At 72.1% G+C, this 12,022-nt stretch carries 10 protein-coding genes; 9 read left to right on the top strand and 1 reads right to left on the bottom strand.

The window, feature by feature from the left end:
* The first annotated feature begins 79 nt into the window (after positions 1-79).
* From ACOFKS_RS12475 to ACOFKS_RS12440, 8 genes are all read left to right on the top strand, one after another.
* Positions 80-1,435 (top strand): DUF4178 domain-containing protein, encoded by a 1,356-nt coding sequence (locus ACOFKS_RS12475; protein WP_419809571.1) that lies wholly within the window; start codon positions 80-82, stop codon positions 1,433-1,435.
* Positions 1,432-1,590, top strand: coding sequence for a hypothetical protein (locus ACOFKS_RS12470; RefSeq protein ID WP_419809570.1), 159 nt, complete (start codon positions 1,432-1,434; stop codon positions 1,588-1,590). The genes ACOFKS_RS12475 and ACOFKS_RS12470 overlap by 4 nt, the downstream gene beginning before the upstream one ends.
* Before the next feature lie 10 nt (positions 1,591-1,600).
* Complete coding sequence (locus ACOFKS_RS12465; protein ID WP_419809569.1) at positions 1,601-1,858, top strand: DUF350 domain-containing protein; 258 nt, start codon at positions 1,601-1,603, stop codon at positions 1,856-1,858.
* Between the two features lie 147 nt (positions 1,859-2,005).
* Complete coding sequence (locus ACOFKS_RS12460) at positions 2,006-3,517, top strand: polyamine aminopropyltransferase (RefSeq protein ID WP_419809568.1); 1,512 nt, start codon at positions 2,006-2,008, stop codon at positions 3,515-3,517.
* A gap of 144 nt (positions 3,518-3,661) precedes the next feature.
* The gene (locus tag ACOFKS_RS12455) at positions 3,662-5,263 is read left to right on the top strand and encodes an FAD-dependent oxidoreductase (RefSeq protein WP_419809567.1); all 1,602 of its coding nucleotides are present in this window, start codon (positions 3,662-3,664) and stop codon (positions 5,261-5,263) included.
* Between the two features lie 73 nt (positions 5,264-5,336).
* A complete protein-coding gene (speD, locus tag ACOFKS_RS12450) occupies positions 5,337-5,705 on the top strand; it encodes an adenosylmethionine decarboxylase (RefSeq protein WP_419809566.1) in 369 nt (122 codons plus the stop codon).
* 242 nt (positions 5,706-5,947) lie between these two features.
* Positions 5,948-6,697, top strand: a complete 750-nt coding sequence (locus ACOFKS_RS12445) for a response regulator (protein ID WP_419809565.1) — start codon at positions 5,948-5,950, stop codon at positions 6,695-6,697.
* 61 nt (positions 6,698-6,758) lie between these two features.
* Positions 6,759-8,318 carry a sensor histidine kinase gene (locus ACOFKS_RS12440; RefSeq protein ID WP_419809564.1) on the top strand — a complete coding sequence of 520 codons (1,560 nt, stop codon included), beginning with the start codon at positions 6,759-6,761 and terminating at the stop codon, positions 8,316-8,318.
* 15 nt (positions 8,319-8,333) lie between these two features.
* Here ACOFKS_RS12440 and ACOFKS_RS12435 read toward each other — a convergent pair whose 3' ends face one another.
* A complete protein-coding gene (locus ACOFKS_RS12435) occupies positions 8,334-8,918 on the bottom strand; it encodes a TetR/AcrR family transcriptional regulator (RefSeq protein WP_419809563.1) in 585 nt (194 codons plus the stop codon).
* Positions 8,919-9,015: 97 nt separating this feature from the next.
* On the opposite strand from ACOFKS_RS12435, the gene ACOFKS_RS12430 reads away from it, so the two are divergent.
* Positions 9,016-11,988, top strand: coding sequence for a DUF2339 domain-containing protein (locus tag ACOFKS_RS12430; RefSeq protein ID WP_419809562.1), 2,973 nt, complete (start codon positions 9,016-9,018; stop codon positions 11,986-11,988).
* Positions 11,989-12,022: the final 34 nt, after the last annotated feature.

Here is a 12,022-nt window from a genome sequence, read left to right as displayed (position 1 = left end):
TCGCGCGCAAAGCCAAGCCAGCGGAACCCCGGCTCAAGTCCGGGGTGACGGCAGAATCGGTCGCTACGGTCCTTTCCGCATGACCGACACCCTTACCGCCTCGGCGCAAACCTCCGTCCGCTCGCTCTCCTGCCCGAATTGCGGCGGCACCATCGCGTTGCGCGCCGCCGGCAGCACCGTGTCGATCGTCTGCGAGCATTGCGGCTCGACGCTCGACGCGACTCGCCCCGACCTCGCCGTCATCGTCCGCGCCGACCAGGCGTTGCACAAGCCGCTGATCCCGCTCGGCACCCGCGGCACGCTCGGCGGTTCGACGTGGGAGGCCGTCGGCTATCAGGAACGCTCCGACGGCGAGGTCGCGTGGAGCGAGTACCTCCTGTTCAACCCGTATGAGGGCTATGCCTTTCTGGTCGACGACGGCCGTCGCTTCAGCCTCGGCAAGCTCCTCACCGTCCTGCCCGGCGACCGCTTCGGCGGGCTGACCGAAGGCGGCCGGAACTTCGACCGGTTCGGCGAGACCTATCCCGTCCGCACGCAGTTCGTGGTCGGCGAGTTCTACTGGCGCGTCCGCATCGCCGACCGGGCGATGGAGACCGATTACGTCCGCCCCGGCACGATGCTGGTGTGTGAAGAGTCCGGCAACGAACGCACCTGGACCGCGCTGGAGATGCAGGACTGGGGCGCCGCCGAGCGCGCGTTCGGAATCGAGCCACGTCGCGCCGACTATCGCGGCACCCCCGCCCCGCACGAACCGTCGCCCTATCGCGCCGCGTGGCGCGACGCGCGCATCCTCGCGCTGCTGGCGCTCGCCGCCTGCATCGTCATCGCGCTGGGCACCGCCGCTTCGACCCGCGTCCTCCAGCGCGACATCACCATCCCGGTCGACGGCACCACCCGCAACATCGTGCTCGGCCCCATCCCGGTCGACGTGCCGCGCGAAAAGGTCCGCATTCAGGGCCGCGCCGGCGGGCTCGACAACATGTGGGTCGACCTCGACTATTCGCTGGTCGAACGCCAATCGCAGCAAAGCTACGACGCCTATGGCACCGCCGAATATTATCACGGCCGCGACTCCGACGGCAGCTGGAGCGAGGGCAATGCGGAGCCGACCACCGGCCTCGCCGCCATCCCGCGCGGCACTTATGACCTGGTCGTCGAGGCGAGCGCGCATCGCTGGGTCGATCCCAAGGCGCAGGCGAGCAGCTATACCAGCATCTTCGGCACCGGCTCGGTCGTGCCCGAGGATACCAGCGCCACGCTGCCGGTGACGATCACCGTCGATCGCGGCGGCGGCTTCGCGGGACCGTTCTGGCTGGCGCTGATCGCGATCCTGGTCTGGCCGCTGATCGCCTGGTCCCGGCACAAGACGTTCGAGGCACGTCGCAATGCCGTCGCCGGCTCGGGCGACGACGATGATTGGGATGACGACGAATGAGCCGCTCCGGCCTCCTGTTCGCGCTGTTCTGCCTCGGCGTCGTCGCGCTCTATTTCATGAGCGCCCGCAACGGCTATTCCCCCTTCGCCGCGGGGGGCAATCGCGGCGGCTTCTTCTTCTACGGCGGCCGCACCGGCGGCCCGCAGCATAAATAGGGGACCCGATATGCTCACCACCCTCGCCGCCACCACCGCCAACGCCGTGCCGGTCGCCGGCCTGCTCTCAACCGACGTCCTGCTCGCGACGCTGGTCTATGCGGGCATCGGCATCGTCATCTTCGTGGTCGGCTTCTGGCTGTGGGACAAGGCGACGCCAGCCGACCTGTGGGGCGAGATCTGCCGCGGCAACCAGGCGGTCGCGATCCTCGCTGCGGGCGTCGCGATCGGGCTGGCGCTCATCATCAGCGCGGCAATTCATGGCTAGCCAAATCCTCCCCGGGACGGGGAGGGGAACCGCGTCGCGCAGCGGCGTGGTGGAGGGGGGTTTCCGCGAGGGGATCGCTCGTTGCGAGCCCCCTCCGTCAGCCCGTTGGGCTGCCACCTCCCCGTCCCGGGGAGGATCACCGTTCCCATGACCACCACCGCCACCCGCACCGGCTGGGCGCTGCTCGCGTCCGCGTTCGTCGTCGCCACCTGCGGGCTGATCTACGAGCTGCTCGCCGGCACGCTCGCCTCCTATCTGCTCGGCGACAGCGTCACGCAGTTCTCGACGATCATCGGCACCTATCTGTTCGCGATGGGGGCCGGCTCGTGGTGCTCGCGCTACGTCCGCAGCAACGAGGTCGCGGTGTTCGTCCGGGTCGAGGTGCTGATCGCGGCGGTCGGCGGCGGCTCGACGGCGCTGCTGTTCCTGCTGTTCGACCGGGTGCAGGATTTCCGCCTGCCGCTCTACGGCCTCGTCCTCGTCATCGGGGCGCTGGTCGGGCTCGAAATCCCGCTGCTGATGCGGATCCTGAAGGACCGGCTGGAGTTCGGCGACCTCGTGTCGAAGGTGCTGACCTTCGACTATATCGGCGCACTCGCCGCCAGCCTGCTCTTCCCGCTGCTGCTGGTGCCGCATCTGGGGCTGATCCGCACCGGCTTCCTGTTCGGCCTCGCCAACGTCGCCGTCGCCGTCGCGCTGATCCGGATGCTGCCGGGCAAGCGCCTGCGCGCCGAGCTGACCGCCGCGATCGTCGTCGCAATCGTGCTGCTCGCCGGCTTCGCCGTCTCCGAACGCATCGAGCGCACCGCCGAGGTCGCCGCCTATGGCGACCCGATCATCTACGCGCAGCAGACCCCCTATCAGCGCATCGTCGTCACCAAGCGCGCCGACGACCTGCGCCTGTTCCTCAACGGCAACCTGCAATTCTCCAGCCGCGACGAATATCGCTATCACGAGGCGCTGGTCCACGTCCCGCTCAGCCGCGTCGCGTCGCTCCACGACGTGCTGGTGCTGGGCGGCGGCGACGGCCTCGCGGTGCGCGAGATCCTCAAATATCCGAGCGTCCGCTCGGTGACGCTGGTCGATCTGGACCCGGCCATGACCGCGCTGTTCACCCGCTCCGGCCTGCTGTCGAGCCTCAACGACAATTCGTTCAGCTCGCCGAAGGTGCGCGTCGTCAACGCCGACGCCTTCCGATGGCTGCGCGACAACCGCCGCCGGTTCGACGCGGTGCTGGTCGACTTTCCGGACCCGAGCAACTTCTCGATCGGCAAGCTCTACACCGTCACCTTCTATCGCGAGCTGGCCCGCGCGATGGCGCCCGGCGCGGTGGCGAGCATCCAGAGCACCTCGCCGCTGGTCGCACCCCGCGCGTATTGGACGGTATCGTCGACGCTGGAGGCGGCGGGGCTCAGCACGCGCGGCTACCATGTCTACGTCCCCAGCTTCGGCGAATGGGGCTTCGTCCTCGCCAGCCACGGCCCCCTCCCCGCGCCGCGCCCGCTGCCCGCCGGGCTACACTTCCTGACCCCGGTCGCGGACCGCCTCGCCTTCTACTTCCCCCCCGACATGGCGAGGGTGCCGACGCCGGTGAACCGCCTCGACAACCAGAGCCTCGTCCGCCAGTTCGAGGCGGAGTGGAGCCGGTATGAGGGCTGACCTCACCCTCTTCCGCTCGCGGGAGAGGGACAGGCGCCGCAGGCGCCAGGGTGAGGGCCGGGTGCGACCAACCAGCCGCATCGCTCCCAGCCCTCACTCTCGCCGCTGCGCGGCTTTCCCTCTCCCGCGAGCGGGAGAGGGTTGATGCGCCGCCGCACCGTCCTCGCCACGGGCGCCGTCGCTGCGGCGGCCGCCACCGCCGGCGCATTCGCGCTCACCCGCGACGACACCATTCCCGGCACCCTCGGCGGCGCCGACGCGAAACGTGGTCACAAGCTCCGCACCGGCGGCTTCCCCGCGCCCACCCGCACCGAACGCACCCGCGTCGCGATCATCGGCGGCGGCGTCGCGGGGCTCGCGGCCGGCTGGGCGCTCGCCGACGCCGGCGTCCCCTTCACTCTGCTCGAACTGGAAGACCGCGCCGGCGGCAACGCCCGCGCCGGCCGCAACGCCGTCAGCGCCTATCCGCTCGGCGCGCACTATCTGCCGATCCCCAACCCGGAGGCGAAGGGCGTCATCCGCCTCCTCGAACGGCTCGGCATCGTCACCGACTGGCAGGACGGCAAGCCGGTGTTCGACCCCTATCAGGTCGTCGGCGACCCCGACGAGCGGCTGCTCCACCTCGGCCGCTGGCAGGACGGGCTCGTTCCCACGCTCGGCCTCACCGATACCGACAAGGCCGACCTCCACGCCTTTTTCGCCAGCATGGACACGTTCCGCAAACGCATCGGCAGCGACGGCCGCCCCGCGTTCGCGCTGCCGATGGCGGGGTCCAGCCGCGACGCCGACCTCCTCGCGCTCGACCGGCAGAGCTTCACCGACTGGCTCCACGCGCAGGGGTGGCGCTCGCCCGTCCTCCACGCGCATGTCCGCTACGGCTGCCGCGACGATTACGGCACGGAGCCCGAGCACACCTCCGCCTGGGCCGGCATCCACTATTGGGCGGGCCGGCGCGGCGAGGCGGCCAATGTCGCGGGCGATGCGGTGCTGACCTGGCCGGAGGGCAACGCCCACCTCGCCGGCCGCATGGCCGCTCGCCTGCGCGCGCACCTCGCCCCCGACCGGCTCGTCCTCCGCGTCGCGCGCCACGAAGACGGCGTCGCGATCGACAGCCTCGTCCCCGACGGCACCGCCGTCCGCACGCTCGCCGACGCCGCGATCCTCGCCACCCCGCACTTCGTCACGACGCGGCTGTTGGGCGAAGGCGCGGCCGAGGGCTTCGGCTACGCCCCGTGGCTGGTCGCCAACGTCACCGTCGACCGCCCGCCCGCCGGTCCGGGCGTCGGCCTCGCCTGGGACAATGTCAGCTGGACCAGCCGCAGCCTCGGCTACGTCGTCGCCACGCATCAGGCGCTGGACAGCGTCCCCGGGCCGACCGTCCTCAGCTGGTATATGCCGCTGTCGGACATGGACCCGCATGCGGCGCGCAAGGAGCTGCTCGCCCGCCCGCTCGACCATTGGCAGCGCATCGTCCGCGACGACCTGCTCGTCACCAATCCCGATCTCCAGGGCGCGATCCGCCGCATCGACGTCTGGCGCTGGGGGCATGCGATGATCCGCCCCGTCCCCGGCTTCTTCTGGTCCGGCGCGCGCGAGGAAGCGGCCAGACCTCGCCCGCCGCTGTTCTTCGCGCATTCCGACCTGAGCGGCCTGTCGCTGTTCGAGGAGGCACACTATCGAGGCACGCGCGCCGCCGAGGACGTGCTGGAGATGCTGGGCGTGGCGCATGTCTCGACCCTGGTATGACCCCGTCCGGTCACCAGCGCTGGCCGTTCGCGGAAGGCTTCAAGTTCGACGGCTCCGGCCCTAGGGCAACGGCGTGACCCCCACCGGCACCCACCTCATCGCCGACCTCACCGGCTGCACCGGCCTCGCCGACGTCGCCCGCGTCGACACCGCGCTGCGCGACGCGGTCGCCGCCGCCGACGCGACGTTGCTCGACGTCCGCCTCCACCATTTCGGGGAAGGCCAGGGCGTGACCGGCGTCGCGCTGCTCGCCGAATCGCACATCTCGATCCACACCTGGCCCGAACACGGCTATGCCGCCGTCGACATCTTCCTGTGCGGCAGCAGGCACGACCTCGATGCGGCGCTCGCCTCGCTCATGGCCAGCTTCGCCGCCACCGGCTGCCAGGAGCGACGTATCCCGCGCGGTTTCGGGATGGATCATCCGTCACCCCGGCCCTGAGCCGGGGTCCCGCTGCCTCCCAGCGCCGACGGAAGAGGCAGGTCCCAACCCTCTCCCGCTTGCGGGAGAGGGACAGGCGCGAAGCGCCAGGGTGAGGGCCGGGTGCGAAACGGTCGCGAGTCTGACCTCAACGACAACCCGCAGCGGCTCACGGCCGGGATGACGGCGGTATGCCTCGCCTGCACCCGTTCTGCACACCGGCACCGACACCCCCTGCACCCCGCCTCGCTACCCCGCTCCTCATGCTCGCCCTTGACCTTCCCGCCCCGTCCCGCATCGTCTGCCCGATGCCCCGCTCCGTACTCGTGGTCGACGACGACCCGCACATCCGCCAGCTGCTCGTCTTCGCGCTCGGCAAGGCGGGCTTCGCGACCAGCGAGGCCGCCGACGGCGAGGCTGCGCTCGCGGCGGTCGAGGCGGACGCGCCCGACCTCGTCGTCCTCGACATCAACATGCCGCGCATGGACGGGCTGGAGGTCTGTCGCCGGCTTCGAGGGGCCGGGGGCGACACGCCGGTGCTGTTCCTGTCGAGCCGCGACGACGAGATCGACCGCGTCGTCGGGATCGAGCTGGGCGCCGACGATTACGTCGTCAAACCCTTCTCCCCGCGAGAGGTCGTCGCGCGCGTCCAGGCCGTGCTCCGCCGCACCGGCGCGCGCGCGCCCGTCGTCGCCGGCCCCGCGATCCGCCATGGCCGGCTGACGCTCGACCTCGACGGCTGGCGCGCCGAGTGGGCGGGCGAGGCGATCGCGCTGACGCTGACCGAGTTCTCCATCCTCCGCACGCTCGCCGCGCACCCCGCCAAGGTGTTCAGCCGGGACGCGATCATCGACCGCCTCCACGGCCCCGGCTTCGCGATCACCGACCGCACGATCGACAGCCACATCCGCAACCTCCGCGCGAAGTTCGGCGCGCTCGGCGCCACCGATCTGATCGAGACGCGGGCGGGCATCGGCTATCGGCTTGGCAATTGTGGTGACAAGATCCGATGAACGCCTTCGTCTCGTCACCCCGGCCTTGAGCCGGGGCGACGAAGAATTGTGCGGCTGACCGGTGATCGCCCGCACCAAGGACTGGCTCAAGGCGCGCTGGCCCCGCGTCCGCCTCCGCACCGTCCTGTTCGCGACGCTCTTCTTCGTCGCCGCCACCCCCGGCATCGCGGCGGTGTTCCTGCGCGTCTACGAGAACACGCTCGTCCGCCAGACCGAAGCCGAACTGGTCGCGCAGGGCGCCGCCCTCGCCGCCGCCGCCGCCGTCGACTGGCCGGGCGCGCAGCCCCGGCCGCTCCCCGCCGCCAACGACGTCATGCCGGAGGCACCGCAGGTCGATCTCAGCGCCACGCCGATCCTCCCCGCCCGCCCGCAGCCGCGCTACGAAGGGCCGCCCGCCCCCGACGCCGTCCAGGCCGCGCAGCGGCTCGCCCCCGTCTTCGCCCGCACCCGTCAGGTCACGCTCGCCACCGCCTATCTGCTCGACGGCGCCGGACGCATCGTCGCCGGGCCGCTCGCGGGCGGCGGCCATGCCGACCTGCCCGAGGTCCGCGCCGCGCTCGCCGGTCGCCCCGCCACCGTGCTCCGTCGCAACGGCGCATATCGGCCGGTCTACTGGTTCGAATGGCTCAGCCGCGCCGCCGCGATCCGCGTCCATCACGCCCGGCCGGTGGTGGTGAACGGCCGCGTCGTCGGCGTCGTCCTCGTCAGCCGCTCCGCGCGGGCGCTGTTCCGCGGGCTCTACGAGGATCGCGGCAAGATCTCAGCTGGCATCGCCGTCATCCTCGCGGCGCTGTTCGGGCTGACCGCGCTGCTGTCGCGCTCGATCGCCCGCCCGGTCGAGGCGTTATCCGCCGCCACCCGCTCGGTCAGCGCCGGGCGCGGTGTCGTCCCACCGCCGCCGCCGACCGCCGCCGCCGAGATCCAGGACCTGTATCGCGACTTCGCCGTCATGGCCGCCGCGATCGAGCGCCGCTCGCGCTACCTGCGCGATGTCGCCCACGCGGTCAGCCACGAGTTCAAGACGCCGCTCGCGGGCATCCGCGGCGCGCTGGAACTGGTCGGCGAGCACGACATGACCGCCGCCGAGCGCCGCCGCTTCCTCGCCAATGCCGACGCCGACGCCGGCCGCCTCCAACACCTCGTCACGCGCCTGCTCGACCTCGCACGTGCCGACATGACCGCCGCCCCCGCCGATGCCTCGACCGACCTCGCCACCGTCGTCCACGCCGTCGCGGACGCCGCTCGGAAGGAAGGGTTCGCCGTCGCTGTAATGCTGCCCGCCCTGCCGCCGGTCGCCGCCCCAGCCGCCGTCCTCGAACGAATGCTCGTCACCCTCCTCGACAACGCGCGTCAGGCCGGCGCCACCGCCGTGCGGATCACCGCGCGCGTCGACGGCGGCACCGTACAAGTCAGCACGGCCGACGACGGACCGGGCGTCCCCGCCGCCGACCGCGACCGCATCTTCGAGCCGTTCTTCACCACCAAGCGCGACGCGGGTGGCAGCGGCCTGGGGCTCGCCATCGTCCGCTCGCTACTCGACGCGGTCGGCGGCGACATCGCGCTGCGCCCGTCCGACACCGGCGCGTGCTTCTGCCTCTCGCTGCCGGTCGCGCGGCGCTGAGCCGCGCGACATTCTTCAGCCTGCGGCGCTAAGCGTCTCGCGCACCCGCGCCAGCGCCGCGCCCTCCGGGTCCGCCTCGCCCATCAGCGCGAACGCGCCGGTCAGCGCGAAATCGCAATGGCCGTGGACCGTCGCCACCAGCGACCGCGTCAGCGCGCCCACGTCCGGCCGCCCGCCCAGCGCGCGCGCGATCTCCTCCGCCACGATCCCGGTCAGCTCGGCGCGCGTCGCCTCGTCCGCTGCCGGGATCGACATCCCCGCGGGCAGCCGGTGGTCATAGATCGCCATCCACAGATGCGGATGTTCGCGCGCGAACCCGAAATACCCGGCGACCAGCGCCGCGATGCGGTCCTCGCCCGCCCCGCTCAGCTTCGAGCGCAGATGCTGCGCCCACAAGGTGAAGGTGCGGGTGTTGATCGCCAGCACCAGCCGGTCGTAGCTGCCGAAGACGTTGTAGATCGTCCCGATCGAATAGCCCGCCCGCTTCGCCACCTCGCGCGCAGAGAACCGCGCGAAGCCGACTTCGGCCATCAGGCCGTGGCCCTCGTGCAGGATCAGCGCCTCCAGCTCGGCGCGGCTGTGATCTGATCGCCTACCCATGGCGACGCTTGACCACAAAAAATGAGCGCTGTCCAATTCAGTTATTGAACAGCGCTCATTATTGCTCTAGGCGGGCTGCGACACGGGAGATGCAGCGATGCTGTGGCTATTGGTACTGGCGCTGTTCGGCGCGGTGGTGAAGCTCTGGACCGACATCGGCGCGCTCCGGCTCCGCGTCCGCGCGATGGAGCTGGGCCAGCCCACGCGCCTGTCCGACTTCCCCCCCAACTGGGCCACCCCCGCCGTCCATGTCCCCGCGGAGCCGGTCGAGCCCGATGCGGTCGTCGCCCCGCTCGTCACCGTCCGCGTCGTTCAACCCCCCCGTCATCCCGGTGACGAAGAACTGCCCACCCCCCGTCATCCCCGCGAAAGCGGGGACCCGGCTCCGGCCATCGAAGCCGCACCAGCGAATGAGATGACTCCGCGCGTGCGCGGGGACGACGGGACCCGAGCGACACCGCCGACGCCGGCCGCCCCCCGCCCCGCCTTCTCCTTCGAGGACCTGTTCGGCCGCAAGCTCCCGATCTGGGCGGGCGGCATCACGCTCGCGGTGTGCGGCTTCCTGATCGTCAAATACTCGATCGACGCCGGTCTGCTCTCGCCCTGGGTGCGCGTCGTCGGCGGGTTGCTGTTCGGCTCGGGCCTGATCGCCGGCGCGGAGGCGGCGCGGCAGAACGAACACCGCGTCCGCGACCCCCGCGTCGCACAGGCGCTGTCCGGCGCCGGCGTCGCGACGCTGTACGCCGCCATCCTGATCGCGACCAATCTCTATCACCTCATCCCGCCGCTGACCGCGTTCGTCGGGCTGGCGGGCGTGACCGTGCTCGCCGGCTTCCTGTCGATCCGCTTCGGCGCACCGTCTGCGGTACTGGGGCTGGTCGGCGGGCTCGCCGCGCCCGCTTTGGTCGGCAGCGGCAACCCCAACGTGCCGCTGCTCGCCGCCTATCTGTCGCTCGCGGTCGGCGGGCTGGCGACGCTCGGCCGGGCGCAGCGCTGGTGGTGGCTGGGCGTCGCGGCGCTGGCGGGCGGCTTCGGCTGGGGGCTGGTGCTGATCCTCGGCGGCGCGCTCGACCTCACCGACCGGCTGTCGGTCGGCGGCTTCCTGCTGCTGCTCGGCGTCGGGCTGCCGGTGCTGCTGTTCGGCGGCGCGCGCGGTCACCTCGTCCGCCTCGTCGGCACGCTGGCGGCGGCGGCGCAGCTCGCCGCGCTGGTCGCGACCGGCGGTTACGCGATGCTCGAATGGAGCCTGTTCGGACTGCTCGGCATCGCCAGCGTCTGGCTGTCGCGCCGCGAGAAGCCGCTCGCCGACCTCCCCGCGCCCGCGCTCGTCGTCGCGTTGCTGCTGATGATGGCGTGGCCGCTGCCGACCGAACAGGATCTCGCGATCGTGCTCGCCGGCGCCGCCGCGATCTTCGGCCTGCCCGCCGCGTGGCGCGTCTGGCGCCCCGACGCGCGGCTCGCCGATGCCGGCGCGGTCGCGGCACTCGCCGCCGCGCCGATCGTGCTGTGGCTGCTCCACGCCGACCCGATCGACCGCGACGCGACGCTGCTGGCCCTGCTCGGCGCGGCCGTCGCCGGCGGCGTCGCGGCACTCGGCTGGCGCAACGCGACGCGGCGCGAGGACATCCGCTTCGTCCTCCTCACCGCCACCGCCGCGACACTGACCGCGACCGCCGCCGCCTTTGCGCTGCCCGAGATGTGGATCGCCCCCGCCTGGGCCGCGGTCGCCGCCGGCCTCGTGCTGCTCGCCGACCGGGCGCAGGACCGCCACGTCGAACGCTTCGCCTGGCTCGCCGGTGCGGCGACGCTCGGCCTCTATGTCCTCACCGCCGGCCGCGCCGATCCGCTCGGCCATGCGGGCGGCCTGTTCGATCGCGCCGCGCTCCCGCTGGAGTCGCTGCGCTGGGCGATCGCCACCGCCACCGCGCTGGTTTTCGCACGCTGGGGCAAGTTGCCCGCCGCCCGGCCGATCGGTGAGATCGCCGCCGTGCTGCTCGGCTATGTCGCGGTCGCGCAGCTGCTCCCGACCGCGCTGCTGCCGCTGATCCCCGCGGCCGCTCTCGCCGCGCTCGGCTGGTTCCGCCGTTCCGACGCCGCGACGATCACCGCCGGCGTCCTCGCGACCGCGTGGGCGGCATGGCCGCTCGGCCAGTGGCTCGCGGGCGGCGGCGGCGCGCTGCTCGGCTTACCGCTCTATGTCGACGCGCTGCCGAGCCTCACCGACACCGCCACGCGCCTGCTGGCGCCCGCCGTCGCCGCCGCGCTGCTGCTATGGCGTCACCCGCCTGTCGACCGGACGGTCCGCCTCGGCTGGACGGTCGGGCTGGCGCTGCTCGGCACGCCGGTGGCGCACATCGCCTACAAGCAGCTGTTCGCGCTCCACGGCGCCGCCGACTTCGTCGCGCACGGCCTCGCGGAGCGTACGTTGTGGGAGGCGCTGCTCGCGCTCGCCGCGGTCGGGCTGGCGAAGCGCGTCCCCGTGGCCGCCCGTGCGCTCGGGATCGCCGCGATGGCGCACCTCGGCTGGTTCACGCTAGTGATCCACGACCCGCTGTGGAGCGATCAGGCGGTCGGCGCGCTCCCCGTCGTCAACCTGCTGCTGCCGGTCTATGCGCTCGCCTTCGGGCTGCTCTGGGCGGCGGGACGCACCGGCCTGCCGCCACACGCGGAGCGGGCGCGCGGCTGGGCGCAGATGCTCCTCGTCCTGCTCTTCGCCGCGTCGGCGCTGCGCCAGCTCTTCCAGGGCAGCCTGCTCGCCACGCACGGCGTCGGCGAGGGCGAGGACATCCTGCGCTCGGTCGTCGCGATCGGCATCGCGATCGGCTTCCTGCAATGGGGCATCCGTCGCCGTAGCCGCGACTGGCGCATCGCCTCGCTGGTGGTGATGCTCGGCGCGGTGGCCAAGGTGTTCCTGCTCGACACCTCGGGCCTCCACGGCCTGCTCCGCATCGCCTCCTTCGCCGCGCTCGGGTTCAGCCTGATCGGCATCGGCTGGCTCTACAGCCGCTATTTGCCGGACGACCGTTCGCCTGCGGAGGCAGGAGCCCAGGACCCTGAGCATAACACATGACCGCCCTGTGCTCTTGCCTCCGCACGAGCACAGC

It is taken from the genome of Sphingomonas sp., from assembly GCF_965200135.1.
Taxonomy (GTDB): domain Bacteria; phylum Pseudomonadota; class Alphaproteobacteria; order Sphingomonadales; family Sphingomonadaceae; genus Sphingomonas.
The sequence above is the reverse complement of the archived record's forward strand: the minus strand, read 5'-3'. Positions and strand labels throughout refer to the sequence as shown.

Bases quoted from the DNA above. Each gene is read 5' to 3' on its own strand.
- ACOFKS_RS12475 (WP_419809571.1), top strand. From the start codon at position 80: ATGACCGACACCCTTACCGCCTCGGCGCAAACCTCCGTCCGCTCGCTC.
- ACOFKS_RS12470 (WP_419809570.1), top strand. From the start codon at position 1,432: ATGAGCCGCTCCGGCCTCCTGTTCGCGCTGTTCTGCCTCGGCGTCGTC.
- ACOFKS_RS12465 (WP_419809569.1), top strand. From the start codon at position 1,601: ATGCTCACCACCCTCGCCGCCACCACCGCCAACGCCGTGCCGGTCGCC.
- ACOFKS_RS12460 (WP_419809568.1), top strand. From the start codon at position 2,006: ATGACCACCACCGCCACCCGCACCGGCTGGGCGCTGCTCGCGTCCGCG.
- ACOFKS_RS12455 (WP_419809567.1), top strand. From the start codon at position 3,662: ATGCGCCGCCGCACCGTCCTCGCCACGGGCGCCGTCGCTGCGGCGGCC.
- ACOFKS_RS12445 (WP_419809565.1), top strand. From the start codon at position 5,948: ATGCTCGCCCTTGACCTTCCCGCCCCGTCCCGCATCGTCTGCCCGATG.
- ACOFKS_RS12435 (WP_419809563.1), bottom strand. From the start codon at position 8,918: ATGGGTAGGCGATCAGATCACAGCCGCGCCGAGCTGGAGGCGCTGATC.
- ACOFKS_RS12430 (WP_419809562.1), top strand. From the start codon at position 9,016: ATGCTGTGGCTATTGGTACTGGCGCTGTTCGGCGCGGTGGTGAAGCTC.